This window comes from Streptomyces sp. NPDC058796 (assembly GCF_042745235.1).
In the GTDB taxonomy this organism is placed as follows: domain Bacteria; phylum Actinomycetota; class Actinomycetes; order Streptomycetales; family Streptomycetaceae; genus Streptomyces.
The window spans coordinates 94,840-111,754 of record NZ_JBHYOP010000001.1; the positions used below are offsets into that span (position 1 = coordinate 94,840).

At 73.5% G+C, this 16,915-nt stretch carries 20 protein-coding genes; 5 read left to right on the forward strand and 15 right to left on the reverse strand.

All coding sequences use genetic code 11. The features are described 5' to 3' along the window. The 11 genes from ACFW47_RS00425 to hisD all read right to left on the reverse strand — a co-directional run bounded on the left by ACFW47_RS00425 (position 1) and on the right by hisD (position 7,686). Positions 1–1,272: an MFS transporter gene (locus ACFW47_RS00425; protein WP_386304182.1), complete on the reverse strand. Its 1,272-nt coding sequence runs from the start codon at positions 1,270–1,272 to the stop codon at positions 1–3. A gap of 4 nt (positions 1,273–1,276) precedes the next feature. Next, on the reverse strand, positions 1,277–1,651 hold the full coding sequence (locus tag ACFW47_RS00430) for a hypothetical protein (RefSeq protein WP_386282631.1): 375 nt from the start codon (positions 1,649–1,651) through the stop codon (positions 1,277–1,279). Then, positions 1,648–1,866 carry a hypothetical protein gene (locus tag ACFW47_RS00435; protein ID WP_102932556.1) on the reverse strand — a complete coding sequence of 73 codons (219 nt, stop codon included), beginning with the start codon at positions 1,864–1,866 and terminating at the stop codon, positions 1,648–1,650. Before ACFW47_RS00435 ends, ACFW47_RS00430 begins: the two co-directional genes overlap by 4 nt. Before the next feature lie 67 nt (positions 1,867–1,933). Next, positions 1,934–2,689, reverse strand: coding sequence for an imidazole glycerol phosphate synthase subunit HisF (hisF, locus tag ACFW47_RS00440; RefSeq protein ID WP_272585349.1), 756 nt, complete (start codon positions 2,687–2,689; stop codon positions 1,934–1,936). 43 nt (positions 2,690–2,732) lie between these two features. Next, positions 2,733–3,128, reverse strand: a complete 396-nt coding sequence (locus tag ACFW47_RS00445; protein ID WP_386304185.1) for a RidA family protein — start codon at positions 3,126–3,128, stop codon at positions 2,733–2,735. After that, positions 3,125–3,850, reverse strand: a complete 726-nt coding sequence (gene priA / locus ACFW47_RS00450) for a bifunctional 1-(5-phosphoribosyl)-5-((5-phosphoribosylamino)methylideneamino)imidazole-4-carboxamide isomerase/phosphoribosylanthranilate isomerase PriA (protein WP_386282637.1) — start codon at positions 3,848–3,850, stop codon at positions 3,125–3,127. Before priA ends, ACFW47_RS00445 begins: the two co-directional genes overlap by 4 nt. A 2-nt stretch (positions 3,851–3,852) precedes the next feature. Beyond that, positions 3,853–4,506, reverse strand: a complete 654-nt coding sequence (hisH, locus tag ACFW47_RS00455; protein WP_386282639.1) for an imidazole glycerol phosphate synthase subunit HisH — start codon at positions 4,504–4,506, stop codon at positions 3,853–3,855. Beyond that, on the reverse strand, positions 4,497–4,661 hold the full coding sequence (locus ACFW47_RS00460) for a hypothetical protein (RefSeq protein WP_386282642.1): 165 nt from the start codon (positions 4,659–4,661) through the stop codon (positions 4,497–4,499). Before ACFW47_RS00460 ends, hisH begins: the two co-directional genes overlap by 10 nt. A gap of 3 nt (positions 4,662–4,664) precedes the next feature. After that, entirely contained in the window at positions 4,665–5,258 is a 594-nt protein-coding gene (hisB, locus tag ACFW47_RS00465) for an imidazoleglycerol-phosphate dehydratase HisB (RefSeq protein ID WP_019328035.1), read from the reverse strand. Continuing rightward, positions 5,255–6,364 carry a histidinol-phosphate transaminase gene (locus ACFW47_RS00470; RefSeq protein WP_386282645.1) on the reverse strand — a complete coding sequence of 370 codons (1,110 nt, stop codon included), beginning with the start codon at positions 6,362–6,364 and terminating at the stop codon, positions 5,255–5,257. Before ACFW47_RS00470 ends, hisB begins: the two co-directional genes overlap by 4 nt. Further along, positions 6,361–7,686 (reverse strand): histidinol dehydrogenase, encoded by a 1,326-nt coding sequence (hisD, locus tag ACFW47_RS00475; RefSeq protein WP_386282647.1) that lies wholly within the window; start codon positions 7,684–7,686, stop codon positions 6,361–6,363. The genes ACFW47_RS00470 and hisD overlap by 4 nt, the downstream gene beginning before the upstream one ends. Positions 7,687–7,885: 199 nt before the next feature. On the opposite strand from hisD, the gene ACFW47_RS00480 reads away from it, so the two are divergent. The 4 genes from ACFW47_RS00480 to ybaK all read left to right on the forward strand — a co-directional run bounded on the left by ACFW47_RS00480 (position 7,886) and on the right by ybaK (position 12,091). Continuing rightward, a complete protein-coding gene (locus tag ACFW47_RS00480) occupies positions 7,886–9,463 on the forward strand; it encodes an oxidoreductase (protein WP_386282649.1) in 1,578 nt (525 codons plus the stop codon). 333 nt (positions 9,464–9,796) lie between these two features. Then, positions 9,797–10,822: a hypothetical protein gene (locus ACFW47_RS00485; protein WP_386282938.1), complete on the forward strand. Its 1,026-nt coding sequence runs from the start codon at positions 9,797–9,799 to the stop codon at positions 10,820–10,822. Positions 10,823–10,833: 11 nt separating this feature from the next. Continuing rightward, positions 10,834–11,574, forward strand: coding sequence for an LON peptidase substrate-binding domain-containing protein (locus ACFW47_RS00490; RefSeq protein WP_386282651.1), 741 nt, complete (start codon positions 10,834–10,836; stop codon positions 11,572–11,574). A 13-nt stretch (positions 11,575–11,587) separates the two neighbouring features. Continuing rightward, a complete protein-coding gene (gene ybaK / locus ACFW47_RS00495; RefSeq protein ID WP_386304188.1) occupies positions 11,588–12,091 on the forward strand; it encodes a Cys-tRNA(Pro) deacylase in 504 nt (167 codons plus the stop codon). Between the two features lie 371 nt (positions 12,092–12,462). On the opposite strand, the gene ACFW47_RS00500 is transcribed toward ybaK, so the two are convergent. The 4 genes from ACFW47_RS00500 to ACFW47_RS00515 form a co-directional block, all read right to left on the reverse strand. Next, complete coding sequence (locus ACFW47_RS00500) at positions 12,463–13,161, reverse strand: AAA family ATPase (RefSeq protein WP_386282655.1); 699 nt, start codon at positions 13,159–13,161, stop codon at positions 12,463–12,465. Positions 13,162–13,195: 34 nt separating this feature from the next. Next, positions 13,196–14,020 carry an ABC transporter permease gene (locus tag ACFW47_RS00505; RefSeq protein ID WP_217252901.1) on the reverse strand — a complete coding sequence of 275 codons (825 nt, stop codon included), beginning with the start codon at positions 14,018–14,020 and terminating at the stop codon, positions 13,196–13,198. Positions 14,021–14,147: 127 nt separating this feature from the next. Next, positions 14,148–15,122: an ABC transporter ATP-binding protein gene (locus tag ACFW47_RS00510; protein ID WP_386282941.1), complete on the reverse strand. Its 975-nt coding sequence runs from the start codon at positions 15,120–15,122 to the stop codon at positions 14,148–14,150. Positions 15,123–15,276: 154 nt separating this feature from the next. Continuing rightward, positions 15,277–16,494, reverse strand: coding sequence for an NYN domain-containing protein (locus ACFW47_RS00515; protein WP_386282659.1), 1,218 nt, complete (start codon positions 16,492–16,494; stop codon positions 15,277–15,279). A gap of 236 nt (positions 16,495–16,730) precedes the next feature. Between ACFW47_RS00515 and ACFW47_RS00520 the strand changes: the two genes are divergently transcribed. After that, positions 16,731–16,898: a hypothetical protein gene (locus ACFW47_RS00520; protein WP_386282662.1), complete on the forward strand. Its 168-nt coding sequence runs from the start codon at positions 16,731–16,733 to the stop codon at positions 16,896–16,898. The last annotated feature ends 17 nt before the right edge of the window (positions 16,899–16,915 follow it).

Here is a 16,915-nt window from a genome sequence, read left to right on the forward strand (position 1 = left end):
CTATCCGGGCAGTTCCGCGCGCCGTACGCCCGGCGCGGCGAGGGCGACGACCCCGCCGAGGGCGCACACCGCGGCGCTGACGGCGAAGACCGGGCCGGTGCCCCAGACGCCGACGGCGGCGGCGGACAGCGGCATGCTCAGCGGTGCGACGCCCAGGCTGACGATGCCGCCGACGGCGGTGACGCGGCCGAGGTAGGCGGGCTCGGACTGGGTCTGCAGCAGCGCCCCGCACATGGCGCCGCTGAACCCGGTGAGCAGCCCGACGGCCACGGCGATGCCGACGGCCGCGGGGAGGCCGGGCGCGTGCGGCAGGGCGCCGATCGCCGCCGCGCCGGGGACGAGGGCACCGGCGCCGACGCACCCGGCGCGCGGCACGCGTCCCCGCACGGTCAGCAGCAGGGCGGCGGCCCCGGCGCCCGTCCCGAACCCCGCGAGCACCCAGCCCATCCCGGAGGCGCCCCAGCCCCGCTCGTCGGCGAGCAGGGTGAGGCCGACGTTGAGGGGGCCGACGAAGCCGAGGTCGCCGAGGGCGATGGTGACCATCAGCGGGCCGAGGACGCGGTGGCGCCGGACGTAGCGGAGACCGCCCACCAGGTCCCGCCAGGCGGTGGTGTCCCGCGCGGCGGGCGTGCCGGTCGTCCCGTCGGCCGGCACCTCGCGCGTCCGTACGGAAACCAGCAGCGGCACGGACACGGCGATCAGCAGCCCCGCACCCGCGAAGGCCGCCGCCGCGCCGCCGACCGCCACGCCGAGCCCGCCCAGCGGGGCGCCCACGACGGCCGCGAACCGGATGGCGAGGCCGCGCATGCCCTGGACGCGGGCGAGCTGGTCCTTGCCGGTGATCCGCGCCGGGAGAGCCCCCACCGCGGGCATGAACACGGCATCGACGGTGCCGAAGACGACGGCGAGCAGGGCGAGGAGCCACAGCCCCGGCTCGGTCGCGAAGAGCACGGCGGCGACCGCCAGCACGGTGACGCACCGTACGGCGTCACTGCCGATGACGACCCGCCGGGGCCCGAACCGGTCGGCGACCACCCCGCCGCCCAGCATGAGCAGCGCCCGCGGCACCGCGCTCACGGCGGTGACGATCCCGGCCTGGGCGGGACTGCCGTTCTGCACGGCGGCCCAGGACAGCGCCAGGTAGAAGACGGTGTCCCCGACCATGGAGGCGGTGTAGGCGGCGACCCAGCGCAGCACGTTGGGGTCGCGGTGGGCGGGGCGGTCGGCGGTGGCGCGGGCCCGGCCGGCGGCTATGTCGGTGAGGTCGGTCACCGGGTCATGCAGCCCAGTCGCGGAGCAGGCGGGCGGTCTCATTGAGGTCGGCCTCGTCGCTGCGGACGTCGGAGACGAGTTTGGCCATCTCCCCGTACGGCAGCTCGAAGGGCATCCCTGACTGCTCCATGTACTCCCAGGCGCAGGCCACACCGATGGAAGCGTTGTAGTCGGTGAAGGGCCTCAGCCGCAGCGCGGTGTGCAGGAACGTCGCGGCTCGCGCGGGAACCTCCTCGTAGTAGGCCTCGCCCGCGACCCGTTCGTACCTGTGCCGCTCGACCATGCAGTGCAACGCGCCCCAGTCCCGGATCGGCGTGTTCCGCGGTGACACGTTCACCTGGATGTTGAGAACCCAGCCGGTGTCGACGTACAGCGTCACCGAAGTCCCCTCGGGAAACGCTCCTCGAAGTCGGCCATGATCTCGCGGGCCTTCTTCGATGCCCCCTCCACGAACCGCTGCTTCTGCCGCCGGCGCACCACGTCCTCGGTCAGTATGTCGTGCGCGAGCCGTTTGATCGCGACGCCCTGCTCCTTGGCCTCCGCGCGCAGCTCGGCCAGCTCTTCCTCAGTGAACTCAATCGTGATCCCTGGCATATGAGCACCTTAGCGGGACCGCAACCGCGACCACTACCGCCCTCACTACCAAGAGGGACGCCCCGAACTACCGAACAGGGTGCCCCGCCCCCCGCAGCGTCTCCTTCACCTGCCCGATCCGCAGGTCGCCGAAGTGGAAGACGGACGCCGCCAGGACCGCGTCCGCGCCCGCCTCGACCGCGGGGGCGAAGTGGGCGAGGGTGCCCGCGCCGCCCGAGGCGATCACGGGGACGGTGACGTGCCCCCGGACCGCGGCCAGCATCTCCAGGTCGTAGCCGTCCTTCGTGCCGTCCGCGTCCATCGAGTTGAGCAGGATCTCGCCGGCGCCCAGTTCGGCGGCGCGGTGCGCCCACTCCACCGCGTCGATACCGGTGCCGCGCCGGCCGCCGTGCGTGGTCACCTCGAAGGTGCCGGCCTCGGTGCGGCGGGCGTCGACCGACAGGACGAGGACCTGGCGGCCGAAGCGCTCGGCGATCTCGCGGATCAGGTCGGGGCGGGCGATGGCGGCCGTGTTCACACCCACCTTGTCCGCGCCGGCCCGCAGCAGCTTGTCGACGTCCTCGGCGGTGCGCACACCGCCGCCGACGGTCAGCGGGATGAACACCTGCTCGGCGGTGCGGCGCACCACGTCGTAGGTCGTCTCGCGGTCGCCCGACGAGGCGGTGATGTCCAGGAACGTCAGCTCGTCGGCGCCTTCGGCGTCGTACACCTTGGCCATCTCGACGGGGTCGCCCGCGTCGCGCAGGTTCTGGAAGTTGACGCCCTTGACGACCCGGCCGTTGTCCACGTCCAGGCAGGGGATGACTCGGACCGCCAGGGTCATGAATCCACGGCTCCTTCGATGCCTCTTGCTTGCGCTCTGCGCTCTACTGCGCTCTGAATGCTTCCAGCTCCACCGACACCAGCACCCGGGAGTCGATGAAGCCCTGCACGACCAGCAGGGTCGTGACCGGACGTACGGCGTCGAACAGCTCCTTGTGGGCGCGGCCCACCTCGTCGACGTCCCGGGAGTGCGCCAGATTCACCCGGGTCCGGATCACGGACTCGATCCCGAGCCCGAACTCGCCGATCGCGTCGATGGCCGTGCCGAAGGCCACCTTCGCCTGTTCGTACGGGTCGCCCTCGCCGTACAGCATGTCGCCCTTGAAGGCGGTCGTGCCCGCCACGATGACACGATCACCCGCCGCCACGGCACGTGCGAAACCGAAAGAATCTTCCCAGGGACTTCCGCTCTGCACGCGCCGTACGGCTTCGGATGTCATGGCGACACAGCCTCCAAGGCTTCTTCCAGGGTGAACGCCTTCGCGTACAGGGCCTTCCCGACGATGGCCCCCTCGACACCGTCCGGGACGAGAGAGGCGATCGCGCGCAGGTCGTCCAGGGACGACACGCCGCCCGACGCGACGACCGGGCGGTCGGTGGCCGCGCAGACGTTCTTGAGGAGGTCCAGGTTGGGGCCCTGGAGGGTGCCGTCCTTGGCGATGTCGGTGACGACGTAGCGGGCGCAGCCCTCCTTGTTCAGGCGGTCCAGCGTCTCGTAGAGGTCGCCGCCGTCGCGGGTCCAGCCGCGGCCCCGGAGCGTGGTGCCCCGTACGTCCAGACCCACCGCGATCTTGTCACCGTGCTCGGCGATGACCTTGGCGACCCACTCGGGGGTCTCCAGGGCGGCCGTGCCGAGGTTCACGCGGGTGCAGCCGGTGGCGAGGGCGGCGGCGAGGGTGTCGTCGTCGCGGATGCCGCCGGACAGCTCCACCTTGATGTCCATCGCCTTCGCGACCTCGGCGATCAGCTCGCGGTTGTCGCCGGTGCCGAAGGCGGCGTCCAGGTCGACCAGGTGCAGCCACTCGGCGCCGGAGCGCTGCCAGGCGAGGGCGGCCTGAAGCGGGGAGCCGTAGGAGGTCTCGGTGCCGGACTCGCCGTGCACCAGGCGGACGGCCTGGCCGTCGCGGACGTCGACGGCGGGGAGGAGTTCGAGCTTGCTCATCTCTACAGGGTCTCGATCCAGTTGGTGAGGAGCTGGGCGCCGGCGTCGCCGGACTTCTCGGGGTGGAACTGGGTGGCCCACAGGGCGCCGTTCTCCACGGCGGCCACGAAGGGCTTGCCGTGCGTCGACCAGGTGACCTTGGGCGCGGCGATCAGCGGGTTGTGCGTCTGAAGGGACCAGTCGTGGACGGCGTAGGAGTGCACGAAGTAGAAGCGGGCGTCCGCGTCCAGGCCCGCGAACAGCTGCGAGTCGGCCGGTGCCTCGACGGTGTTCCAGCCCATGTGGGGCACCACGTCGGCCTGGAGGGGGCCGACCGTGCCGGGCCACTCGTCCAGGCCCTCGGCCTCCGCACCGTGCTCGATGCCGCGGGCGAACAGGATCTGCATGCCGACGCAGATGCCCATCACCGGACGCCCGCCGGCGAGCCGGCGTTCGACGACCCAGTCGCCGCGGGCGGCCCTGAGGCCGTCCATGCAGGCGGCGAAGGCGCCGACGCCGGGGACCAGCAGCCCCTCGGCGTTCATGGCCTTGTCGTAGTCACGGGTGATCTCGACGTCGGCTCCCGCGCGCGCGAGGGCGCGCTCGGCGGAGCGGACGTTGCCGAAGCCGTAGTCGAAGACGACGACCCGCTTGGAGTTCGCAGAGGTCAATTCCACACCTCCAGCCTCAGGACGCCCGCGAGGAGACACATCGCGGCGCCGATGGACAGCAGCACGATCAGCCCCTTGGGCATCTGCTGCTTCGCGAAGGAGATGATGCCGCCGATGAAGAACAGGCCGACGACGATCAGGGCGGTGGACGTGCCGTTCATGGGTTACAGCGCGCCCTTCGTGGAGGGCAGGATGCCGGCCGCGCGCGGGTCGCGCTCCGAGGCGTAGCGCAGGGCGCGGGCCAGCGCCTTGAACTGGCACTCCACGATGTGGTGCGCGTTGCGCCCGTAGGGCACGTGCACGTGCAGGGCGATCTGCGCCTGGGCGACGAAGGACTCCAGGATGTGCCGGGTCATCGTGGTGTCGTACTCGCCGATCATCGGCGCCATCTTCTCGGGCTCGGTGTGCACGAGGTAGGGGCGGCCGGAGAGGTCGACGGTGACCTGGGCGAGGGACTCGTCCAGCGGGACCGTGCAGTTGCCGAAGCGGTAGATGCCCACCTTGTCGCCGAGGGCCTGCTTGAAGGCGGCGCCCAGCGCGAGGGCGGTGTCCTCGATGGTGTGGTGGGAGTCGATGTGCAGGTCGCCGTCGGTCTTCACGGTCAGGTCGAACAGACCGTGCCGGCCGAGCTGGTCGAGCATGTGGTCGTAGAAGCCGACGCCGGTGGCGATGTCGGTCTTGCCGGTGCCGTCGAGGTCGATCTCGACGAGGACCGAGGTCTCCTTGGTCGTGCGCTCCACGCGTCCCACGCGGCTCATGTGTTCTGCTCCTTCTTGACTTCACGGACCGCGTCGAGGAACGCGTCGTTCTCCTCCGGGGTGCCGGCGGTGACCCGCAGCCACCCCGGCACGCCGTTGTCCCGGACCAGGACGCCCCGGTCGAGGATCTGCCGCCACGCCTGGTGGGAGTCCGCGAACCGTCCGAACTGGACGAAGTTGGCGTCGGACTCGGTCACCTCGTAGCCGATGGCGCGCAGTTCGGCGACCAGCCGGTCCCGCTCGGCCTTGAGCTGCTCGACGTACTTCAGCAGCGTGCCGGTGTGTTCCAGGGCGGCCAGCGCGGTCGCCTGGGTGACGGCGGACAGGTGGTACGGCAGCCGTACGAGCTGGACGGCGTCGACGACGGCCGGGTGCGCGGCGAGGTAGCCGAGGCGCAGGCCCGCCGCGCCGAACGCCTTCGACATGGTGCGGGAGACGACGAGGTTCGGGCGGCCGTCCAGCAGCGGCAGCAGCGAGGAACCGTGGCTGAACTCGATGTAGGCCTCGTCGACCACGACCATGGAGGGCTTGGCGGCCTGTGCGGCCTCGTAGAGGGCGAGGACCGTCTCGGCCGGGACCGCGTTGCCCGTGGGGTTGTTGGGAGTGGTGATGAAGACGACGTCCGGGCGGTGCTCGGCGATCGCCTTCTCGGCGGCCGGCACGTCGATGGTGAAGTCCTCGTGGCGCGGGCCGGAGATCCAGCCGGTGCCGGTACCGCGCGCGATGAGGCCGTGCATCGAGTACGACGGCTCGAAGCCGATCGCGGTGCGGCCGGGCCCGCCGAAGGTCTGGAGCAGCTGCTGGATGACCTCGTTGGATCCGTTGGCCGCCCAGACGCCCCGGAGATCCACGGTGTACCCGGCGGTCTCGGTCAGGTACTCGGCGAGCCTGGTGCGCAGTTCGACCGCGTCCCGGTCCGGGTAGCGGTTGAGGTGGCGGGCGGCCTCGCGGACGCGCTCGGTGATCCGCTCGACCAGCGCGTCGGGCAGCGGGTACGGGTTCTCGTTGGTGTTCAGCCGTACCGGCACGTCCAGCTGGGGCGCGCCGTAGGGGGACTTGCCGCGCAGCTCGTCCCGTACGGGGAGATCGTCGATACCGAACGTCACTTGCTCTCCGGGACCTTCCACTCGAACCTCGCCTTGATCGCCGCACCGTGCGCGGGCAGGTCCTCCGCCTCCGCCAGCGTCACCACGTGGCGCGCGACCTCGGCGAGGGCGTCGCGCGTGTAGTCGACGATGTGGATGCCGCGCAGGAAGGACTGCACGGACAGTCCCGAGGAGTGGCAGGCGCAGCCGCCGGTGGGCAGGACGTGGTTGGACCCGGCCGCGTAGTCGCCGAGCGAGACGGGCGCCCAGGGGCCGACGAAGATCGCGCCGGCGTTGCGGACGCGGTCGGCGACGGCGGCGGCGTCGGCGGTCTGGATCTCCAGGTGCTCCGCGCCGTAGGCGTCGACCACCCGCAGGCCCTCGTCCAGGCCGTCGACCAGGACGATCGCGGACTGGCGGCCCTTGAGCGCCGGGACGATCCGGTCGTCGACGTGCTTGGTGGCGGCGACCTGGGGCTCCAGCTCCCGCTCGACCGCGTCCGCCAGCTCCACGGAGTCGGTGACCAGGACGGCGGCGGCCAGCGGGTCGTGCTCGGCCTGGCTGATCAGGTCGGAGGCGACGTGCACCGGGTCGGCGGTGGAGTCGGCGAGGATCGCGATCTCGGTCGGGCCGGCCTCGGCGTCGATGCCGATCTTGCCGGTGAAGAAGCGCTTCGCGGCGGCGACCCAGATGTTGCCGGGGCCGGTGACCATGTTGGCGGGCGGGCAGGACTCGGTGCCGTAGGCGAACATCGCGACGGCGGTGGCGCCGCCCGCCGCGTAGACCTCGTCGACGCCGAGCAGGGCGCAGGCGGCGAGGATCGTGGGGTGCGGGAGCCCGCCGAACTCGGCCTGCGCCGGGGAGGCGAGGGCGACCGACTCGACGCCGGCCTCCTGCGCGGGCACCACGTTCATGATCACGGAGGACGGGTAGACGGACCGGCCGCCCGGCGCGTACAGCCCGACCCGGTCGACCGGCACCCACTTCTCGGTGACCGAGCCGCCGGGGACGACCTGGGTGGTGTGCGTGGTGCGGCGCTGCTCGCGGTGGACGAGACGGGCGCGGCGGACGGACTCCTCCAGAGCCGCCCGCACGGCCGGGTCCAGCTCCTCCAGTGCGCGGGTGAGCGCGGCGGCCGGGACCCGCACCCGGTCGAGCCTGACCCCGTCGAACTGCTCGGCGAAGTCGATCAGCGCCGCGTCGCCGCGATGATGCACGGCTTCGCAGATCGGGCGCACCTTGTCCAGGGCGGCCGCGACGTCGAAGTCGGCTCGGGGCAGCAGGTCGCGCAGGGCGGGACCCTCGGGGAGGGCGTCGCCGCGCAGATCGATTCGGGAGATCACGGAACCAATTCTCTCAGACCCGCGTCGGACACCGTCCGCGCGTATCAATGGCTGATACAGAACGCGACGGCTCGGCGCGGACCGTGGCCGGACCCGGCAGTTCGTACTCACTTTGAGTGTTCGGCCGGTCACCCAGTGGGCATGAACGGTTGTACGAAGGGTGAGCGACCGGCGAGTAGTTGGGGAGGGGGTGAATGCCGTGACCGAGGGGGCCGGCCACCGTGACGGAGAGCTGCCGGACGACCTGACGGCCGCCGAGGCAGGCATGTGGCAGGCCTTCCGCAACGGCAGCGTGTACGACCTGTCCAGCGGCGACGCGCTCGTGGACGACCCGCACGGCGGGCACCCCTGGGGGGCGGAGCGGACCGTGCGGGCCCGCATCCTGTGCTGGCTGCTTCTCGACGGTCCGCCCGCGCTCGCGGGCCGGGTCTCCTCGCTGCAGCTCGTGGGCGTGCGGATCAGCGACACGATGGACCTCGCGGGCGGCACGGTGGATCCGTACGTGGAGCTGCGGGCGTGCCGTTTCGACCGGGAGGTGGTGCTGCCGGAGGCCCGTTTCACGACGGTGCGGATGGTGGACTGCTCCGTGCCGCGCCTGGAGGCGGCCCGGCTGCAGACCGAGGGCGACCTGCACCTGCCGCGCTGCCGGTTCCGCAGCGGCATCCGGCTCACCGACGCCCAGATAGGCACCGACCTGCTGCTCAACCAGGCGGTCGTGCACCGGGACCGCAGCGGCCGCTCGATAGCCGCGGACGGCATGACCGTCGGGCAGGACCTCCAGGCCGAGATGCTGGAGTCGCACGGCGAGGTGAGCCTGCGCAGCGCCCAGGTCGGCGTCTCGCTGAGCCTGCGCGGCGCCCGGCTCCTCAACCCGTACACGCGGCACGCGCTGAACGCCCCGCAGCTGACGGTGGAGCGCACGCTGTACATGACTCCGGCCGGGCTGGGCAGTCCGCTGCTGCGCGGCACCACCCCGGCCCAGGGCACCCGCATCCAGCGCTTCGAGTGCGAGGGCGGGGTGCGGCTGGACGACGGGCGGTTCGGCGACGCCGTCGACTTCGAGCACGCCCGGTTCACGTTCACCGACGACCAGGAGTTGTCGCTGCGCCGGGTGCAGACGCCCGAGCTGCGCTTCCTCGGCGAGCGGCCGGCGCGCGGGCGGGTGGTGCTGTCGGGCGCGCGGGTGGTCAACCTGATGGACCGGGCGGACAGCTGGCCCGGCCCCGGCCGGCTGCACATGGGCGGCTTCGCCTACGAGAACCTGGTGCCGCGGGGGCCGTTCCCGCTGGAGAAGCGGCTGCGGTGGGTGGGCGCCGCGACCGCCGAGTACAACCCGGAGCCGTACGAGCGGCTCGCCGCCGTGCTGCGGGCCGGCGGAGAGGACGAGGACGCCCGCGAGGTGCTGCTCGCCAAGCACCGCCGGCGCCGCGAGAGCCTGCCCGTCGCCGCGAAGCTCGTGGGGTACGCCCAGGACTGGACGGTCGCCTACGGCTACCGGCCGGGCAGGGCGGCGGTGTGGATGGCGGTGCTGTGGGCGGCGGGCTCGCTCGCCTTCGCCCGCGCGGACCCGCCCCCGCTGAAGGCCGGCGAACACCCGGACTGGAACCCGGCCCTCTTCGCCCTCGACCTGCTCCTGCCGGTCATCGACCTGGGGCAGGTCGGCTTCTGGCAGCTCCGCGACGGCTGGCAGTGGCTGGCGACCGCCCTGATCCTGCTGGGCTGGATCCTGGCGACGACGGTGGCGGCGGGGGCGACACGGCTGCTGCGCAGGAGCTGAGCCCTCCGGGGTGCGGGTCAGGTCTCCGCGCCCTCCGTGGGCGCCGTTCGGCCGGCGGCTCGGGTGACACGGTTCGCCGCGGAGGTGCCGGCTCCGCGTCACGGCGCGGGGCGTGCGGTCCCTACCAGGCCGCCAGTGGCCGTCTGCACCGTCCGGACGACCGGCCCCGCCCCCACCGCGCCCGGCACCAGCCCCGCGCCTCCCGCACCACCGCTCCCGGCCATGGCCGTCCCGTCCGGCGGCGAGGGCCCAGGACGGGACGGCCCGCACCCGAACGGCCGAAGGCGGCGCCCACCGCACAACCATCGCGAAGCGTCGGCCGTCGTACTGGCCATGCTGCGCGCGTTCCTCCGGACGGCGGCCCGGGCCCGCTCGCGGGCGTCCCGGCCCGCCCAAGACGACGACGTGCTCCTCGACGCCCCCGACGACCGTCTCGCCCCCGCCCTGGTCGCGGCGGCCCACGGTGAGCACGCCCCCGCGGCCGCTCTCCTCGCCGCCACCCGCGAGCGGGCCGAGTGGGAGCACCGGGACCGTTACGCGACCGGGCTCGCCGCCTTCGCCCGCTCCCGCACCGAGTGGCTGGAGAGCTGGCGCGCCGCCGCCCCGGGCGACCCCGACGCGCTGCTGGTCGAGGGCCGGCTGACGGTGGACCGCCACTGGGACTCGCCGGCCCGGGCGGAGCTGCTGCGCCAGGTGGCCCCCGCGGTGACGGCCGCCGCCGAGGCCGCCGGAGGCGACCCGGTGCCGTGGCGGACCGCACTGGACGCCGCGCGGGGCGCCCGCGCCGGACACGCGGAGTTCGAGCGGCTGTGGGCGCAGGCGGTACGCCGGGCCCCGCACCACTACGGCTGCCACGTGTCCGCCCTGGAGTACCTGGCCGCCGCCTCGCCGGGCGCGTACCGCGAGTGCCTGGACTTCGCCGAGACCGCCGCGCAGGACGCGCCCGAGGACTCGCTGCTGCGGGCGCTGCCCCTGCGTGCGGCCTTCGCCTGTCTCACCGCGGGCGGCGCCGACGGCCCGGCCGGCACGCACCGGGCCCGCCTGGACGCGGCCGCCGACCGGGCCATCGCCCTCTCGGCGGCCCACCCGGCGGCCGACCCGTGGCCCGCCGGGCTGCGCAATCTCCTGGCGTACGTCCTGCTGCGCCTGGAGCGCCTCCAGGACGCGGCGGAGCAACTGCGTCTGACCGGCCCGTACGTCACCTCCTTCCCCTGGGACCAGGACGCGGAGGACCCCCTCGGCCGCTTTCTCCAGGTGCGCGCGGACGTCCGCGCGCAGGCGGCCTCCGCACCGGGTACGACGGGTTCAGGTCATCCACGAAGTGGGCGCGGCGGTCGCGTCCGCGCGGACGGCCATTAGGCTTCTGCGTCGTGACCACCGTCCGGCTTCCGCTCTTCCCCCTGAACTCGGTTCTGTTCCCGGGGCTGGTGCTCCCGCTCAACATCTTCGAGGAGCGCTATCGCGCCATGATGCGCGGGTTGCTGAAGACCCCCGAGGACGAACCGCGCCGGTTCGCCGTCGTGGCGATCCGCGACGGCCACGAGGTGGCCCGGACCGCGCCCGGCCTGCCCGATCCGACGGCGCTGCCCGAAGTCGGCCCGGCGGCCGGGTTCGGGCCCGACCCGCTCAAGGCCTTCCACAAGGTGGGCTGCATCGCGGACGCGGCGACGATCCGCGAGCGCGCCGACGGCACCTTCGAGGTGCTGGCGACCGGCACGACCCGGGTGCGGCTGCGCTCGGTGGAGGCATCCGGTCCGTTCCTGACGGCCGAGCTGGAGCCGCTGGACGAGGAGCCCGGCGACGAGGCGGGCGCGCTGGCCGAGGGGGTGCTGCGATCCTTCCGCCAGTACCAGAAGCGGCTGGCGGGGGCCCGCGAGCGGTCGCTGTCGCCCGGCTCCGAGCTGCCGGACGAGCCGGGCGTGGTCTCCTACCTGGTCGCCGCCGCGATGATGCTGGACACCCCGACGAAGCAGCGCCTGCTCCAGGCCCCCGACACGGCTTCCCGCCTGCGCGACGAGCTGAAACTCCTTCGCTCGGAGACCGCGATCATCCGTACGCTGCCGTCGTTGCCGTCGTCGGACCTGACGCGCGGCCCGACGAGTCTCAACTGAGGTACTGGCCCGGATGGCGAAGAAGTCCAGGAAGCAGCAGCAGTCCGGTGGCACCCCGGCGACGGTGGCGCTGACGGCGGCCGGGGTGGCGTACACGGTCCACGCGTACGACCACGACCCCGCGCACCCGTCCTACGGCGAGGAGGCGGCCGAGGCGATGGGCGTCAGTCCGGAGCGGGTCTTCAAGACGCTGGTGGCGGACGTGGACGGCGCCCTGACCGTCGCGGTGGTGCCGGTGGCCGGCCAGCTGGACCTGAAGGCACTGGCGGCCGCGGTGGGCGGCAAGCGCGCGGCGATGGCCGACCCGGCCCTGGCCGAGCGGACCACGGGCTACGTGCGGGGCGGCATCTCCCCGCTGGGCCAGCGCAAGCGGCTGCCCACGGTCCTGGACGCGTCGGCGTCGGGCCACGCCACGATCTGCGTCTCGGCGGGCCGTCGGGGACTGGAGGTCGAGCTCTCCCCCGACGACCTGGCGGGGCTCACGGACGCGGTCCTCGCCCCGATCGGCCGCGCGTAGCCCTCGACGGACAGGCGCAACCCCGTCGTCGGACGCGCGGCCCACACCTCGACCGCCCGAGCACGCCCCTGCGACGCGCCCGGGCGGGGGCGCGCACGCCCCCGCCCGATCCACCACACGCACCCCGGCCGGCAAGACACGGCCCGCCCTCCGGCCGACCGCACATCCCACGACGAACACGCGCCCCTCACCCGATCGACCGCGCCGACCCCGTCCACGAACGCGCGCCCGACCGACCTCGCACACCCCCTCGACGAACGCGCGTTCCTGGGCTAATCAGACAGGACATGTCGAAGCGAACGCGCAAACGCAAGTGGCGCACCAGGAAGGGCAGGGCCAACCACGGCCGCCGCCCCGCATGACGGTCCGCCCTACACGGACTTCTCGCCGTACGGCGCGGGCCACGGGCCGGGCTCCGGGTCCCTGGGTCCGAACAGCCCGGTCAGGCCCAGGTGGACCACCAGCGCCGCGATCGGCCACGCCAGCAACGCACCCTTCGCCCCCAGCTTGAGCGGCGCCGAGAACGTCACGCCCTTGCCCACGTCCTTCGCGTGCGCGATGACGTCCTGGGTCGGCCCGAGCCAGACTCCGAGCCGCCACGCCAGCACCGAGCCGAGCAGCCCGCCGGCGCCCAGCGCCACCACCAGCGGCACGCCCCCGCGCCGCCGCAGCAGGAACACGACCACCGCGCTGAGCGCCCCGAACGCGAGCGCGAGCAGCGAGAAGGTGCCGTCGACACCGACCGACTGCTCGCCCTCGGACTCCTTGAGGTAGACCAGCCACCGGTCGCCGACGACTTCACCGACCAGCGGCACGCTCGGAGCCAGCTTCCACCACAGCACGCCCAGCAGCAGCCCGGAGAGGGTCACCGCCGCCACGGTCACGGCGGCCTGCCGTACTTCGCTCAGCATTCCGGGACCGTCCTGTTCTCCGTGCTCGCCGTGCGTGCCGTACGGGGCGCCGGGCGGGGTGGTGCCCACCGCGTGCGCACCGACGGGCGGCGGCACCGGGCCGCCCTGGTACGACGAGCGTTCGTTCGGGGGTGGTGGCGGAGTCAGAGGAGCGGTCACCCCGCCATCGTGCCAAACCCGCCTGTGCGGCGCTTCACCGGACGGCGGCCCGGCGGTACGCCCAGGTCGCGACGGCCAGCGAGATCACGCCGACCACGGCGCACACCGCGAGGTCACCGAGGACGAACGCCCAGTCGGGCCGGTCCCCGAACGTACGCGCGAAGGCCTCCACGCCGTACGTCGAAGGCAGCAGGTCCCGCGCGAGGCGGACCACCTCGGGCATCCGCTCGGCGGGCAGCACGCCCAGCAGCAGCGCCGCCGACATGCCCAGCTGGCCGAGGAGGGTGGCGAACTCGGGCCGGGGCGCGAGCAGCCCCAGGGCCGCGCCCAGCCCGGCGAGCGCGGCGCCCGCCAGCGGGATCACGGCCACCAGCACCCACAGGTGGGTCATCGGCAGCCCGAACAGCAGGCAGCCGAACACCGCCGTCACCACGGTCCCCGGCACGGTGAAGGACGCATACGCGCCCGCCGCGCCGAGGACCACCGCGGCCGGCGGCACCGGCAGCGTCGCGTAGTGGTCGAGGCCGCCGCTCGCGCGCAGCTGCCCGAAGTACTGGGCGAGGAGGTTCAGTGCGACGAAGGCCACGACGAGCACCGCCGAACCGGCGACCACGGCCCGTGCCTCGCCGCCGCCGTCCACGACGCCGCGCATCAGGATCATGATGCCGATGGACTGGAAGGTGGCGACGAACAGCAGCGGGATGCGCGCGACCCGGGCCCGGGACAGCTGCGCCCGGTACACGGCCACCAGGGAGGGCCACAGCCGCGCCTTGGGCCCGAGCTCGGCCGCGCCGACGGCGCCCTGCTCCTCGGCGGCCAGGGCACCGCCCGGCAGAACATCGGCGGGTACGACACTCACGTCGCGCTGCTCCCCTTCGTCGGGTCCTTCGAGGCTCGCTGGGGGTCGTTGGTCACGCTCGTCCTGGTGGGTACGGACGCGGCAGGCGGTGTGCTCACCTTGCGCCCGCTGCTCGCCATCGGGGTGCTCAAGCCCTCACCAGCCCCTGCCGCGCGGCGCCGCCCAGGGCCAGGTACACGTCCTCCAGGCTGGGCGTGGCGAGGGTGAAGTCGTCCAGCGCGGCGAAGGCGGCGCCGCCGGTGACGGTGGCGACGACCGCGCGGGCCTCCTCGGGGGCGAGCCGGAGCGTCCAGCGGCGTCCGGACTCGGCGGCGCGGTCGCGCAGGGCGGCGACCTCGGGGACGTTCAGCGGTGCGCTCTCGCGCCACACCAGGTCGACACGGACCTCGCCGGCGACCTTCTCCTTGAGGCCGGAGGGCGTGTCGCAGGCGATCACGCGTCCCCGGTCGAGGACGGCGACCCGGTCCAGGACCGTCTCGGCCTCGATGACGTTGTGGGTGACGAGCAGGACGGTGCTGCCGGACTCGGCGCGCCGCCGGTCGACGGCCGCCCACACCGCGCGCCGGGCCACCGGGTCCATGCCGGTGGTCGGCTCGTCCAGGACGAGGAGCGGGCGCTGACCCACCAGCGCGGCGGCGAAGCAGGCCAGGCGGCGCTGGCCGCCGGAGAGCTTCTTGATCGGACGGGAGGCGAGCGGGGCGAGGCCCAGCTCGTCGAGGACCGCGTCCCGCTCGGCGCGCGCCTGGCGCACCTCCAGGCCGCGCAGCCGCCCGGTGGTCTCGGCGGCGAGCGACACGGTCAGCTCGTCCAGGGCGCTGGACTCCTGCCCGAGGTAGGCGAGGATGCGGGCGGCCCGCTCGGGGTGGCGCACGATGTCGTGGCCGAGGATCTCCACGCTGCCGCTGTCGGGCCGCATCAGGCCGGTGAGCTGGCGTACGAGGGTGGACTTGCCGGCTCCGTTCGGTCCGAGCAGGCCGAAGATCTCACCTCGGCGGATGTCCAGGGTCACGTCGTCGGTGGCCCGGACCTCGGGGGTGGCGGGAACGCCGCGCCGGCCGCGCACCGCCGGATAGGTCTTGGTCAGTCCGCGCACCGCGCACACGGCATCGCCACCGGGTCGAGGTGCCTGTGCCGCGCGCGTACTCACAAGGGACGAGACTACGGGGTCCGTCCCCCCGCCCCGCCCTCGGGTCCGCCCATAAGTGTCGATTCAGCCGCGGGAGGCACGGGGAGGGCCACAGGGGCGCCGGAGGGCCTCACTCCGGCGCGCTGCTGCGCTCGGTCGCCGTGCGGACGTCGACCTCCCGCCAGAACCCGGCCCGGATCGCGTACCGGTCGTGCTCGTCGATCTGGTCGTCCTTGTGGGCGAGCAGGCCGAAGCGGGCGGCGTAGCGCAGCAGCTCTCCGTCGACGCGGTGCGGGATGCGGGGGTACATCCCGGACAGCCGCTGCAGGTGGCCGTGGTCTGCGAGGCGCTCCAGCCAGCGGCGGGCGAAGACCTGGCCGACCTCGTACGGGTCGCCGCCGACCGTGGTGATGTCCTCCTCGCGGTCGGCCCAGCGCTGCTCGGCCGTGGTGAGCTGGGCCAGCGTCGGCATGGAGGCGGCCTCGGCCGGTTCGGCGGCGGGCCGGTCGACCCAGCCCTTGTCGGAGGACCAGCGCAGGGTGGCGGAGGTCGGCGGGTGCGGGGCGGGGTGGGCGCCGGGGGCGCGCAGGGCGGCCAGGTCCTTGGGGGTGGGGACGCCCTTGGGGGGTGCCGCGCGCTCCCCGGCGCCGTTGCGCGCGGGGTCGGGCCGCACGGGGTGCTCGGGCTCCCGGGCGGGCCGCTCGGTGGTCGCGGAGAGGGCGGAGTCGGGCAGCGGCGCGGAGAGGATCGCGGCGATCTCGGGGCGGGGCGCGGGCGGCGGCGCGCAGACGCCGCCGAGTTCCTTGGCGCGTACGGCCTTGGTGATCCACGCACGGTCCAGGACGCGGCGCTCGTCGGCCTCGGCGACCAGGTCCTCGGACTGGTTGTAGTCGCCGTCGGCGGCCTGGACGGCCCACAGGTGGACGGCGACGCCGTGCTCCTTGGCGGCCATCATGCCGGGCAGCAGATCGCCGTCGCCGGTGACGAGGACGACGTCGGAGCAGGCGCGGTTGCGGGCCAGTTCGGTGAGCTCGGCGTGCATGGCGGCGTCCACGCCCTTCTGCGCCCAGCGCCCGTCGCTGCGGGTGAGGGCGCCGAGGCGGACGGTGACCCGGGGCATCACGCGCAGTCGGCGGTGCTCTGGCTGCGGGACGCGGTCGGGGGCGCCGTCGAACCAGTAGATGCGCAGCAGGGGCTGCCGCGTGTCCGACTCCGCGCGGTCGCGCAGACCCTGGATGAGGGCGGCGTGATCGACGGTGATGCGGGAGCGTGAGGGCTCACCGGCGAGGAGACTGGCGGCGGCCCCCAGCAGATACCCGGCGTCCACCAGGACGATGCAGCGGTCCACGCGATCCACCCTCTTTCCGGGAGGTTTGCTTCGGGCTTCCTTCGAGTCTGCCCGACCACGCGGAGGTTAACGGCGCGAACTCGATCTTCGGCGTGGCGTTTCCGCACTCCGCTGCGGATGCGGCATCCCGACGGGCCGCGTCACGCACGGTAATTGCCCGATATGCGTTCTTTGTTGGGCTGTGTGAATCTGAAATCGGCCCTGGCCCCTAGATCCCCCTCAGGAGGTAGATCACCATGGCCAAGAACAAGAACAACCGTGATCGTAAGCAGCCCCAGGCCGCGCGTGCCCCGCAGTCCGCCGAGTCCGCCGTCATGGACCGCGAGGAGCAGCACTCCCCGCAGCTGACGACGCCCGGCGACGCCGCGTCCCGCAAGCGGCAGAAGCGCTTCGGCCACAACTGACACCCGTGCGACGGGCC

Bases quoted from the DNA above. Each gene is read 5' to 3' on its own strand.
- ACFW47_RS00435 (WP_102932556.1), bottom strand. From the start codon at position 1,866: ATGCCAGGGATCACGATTGAGTTCACTGAGGAAGAGCTGGCCGAGCTG.
- hisF (WP_272585349.1), bottom strand. From the start codon at position 2,689: ATGACCCTGGCGGTCCGAGTCATCCCCTGCCTGGACGTGGACAACGGC.
- ACFW47_RS00445 (WP_386304185.1), bottom strand. From the start codon at position 3,128: ATGACATCCGAAGCCGTACGGCGCGTGCAGAGCGGAAGTCCCTGGGAA.
- priA (WP_386282637.1), bottom strand. From the start codon at position 3,850: ATGAGCAAGCTCGAACTCCTCCCCGCCGTCGACGTCCGCGACGGCCAG.
- ACFW47_RS00460 (WP_386282642.1), bottom strand. From the start codon at position 4,661: ATGAACGGCACGTCCACCGCCCTGATCGTCGTCGGCCTGTTCTTCATC.
- hisB (WP_019328035.1), bottom strand. From the start codon at position 5,258: ATGAGCCGCGTGGGACGCGTGGAGCGCACGACCAAGGAGACCTCGGTC.
- ACFW47_RS00485 (WP_386282938.1), top strand. From the start codon at position 9,797: ATGCTGCGCGCGTTCCTCCGGACGGCGGCCCGGGCCCGCTCGCGGGCG.
- ybaK (WP_386304188.1), top strand. From the start codon at position 11,588: ATGGCGAAGAAGTCCAGGAAGCAGCAGCAGTCCGGTGGCACCCCGGCG.
- ACFW47_RS00520 (WP_386282662.1), top strand. From the start codon at position 16,731: ATGGCCAAGAACAAGAACAACCGTGATCGTAAGCAGCCCCAGGCCGCG.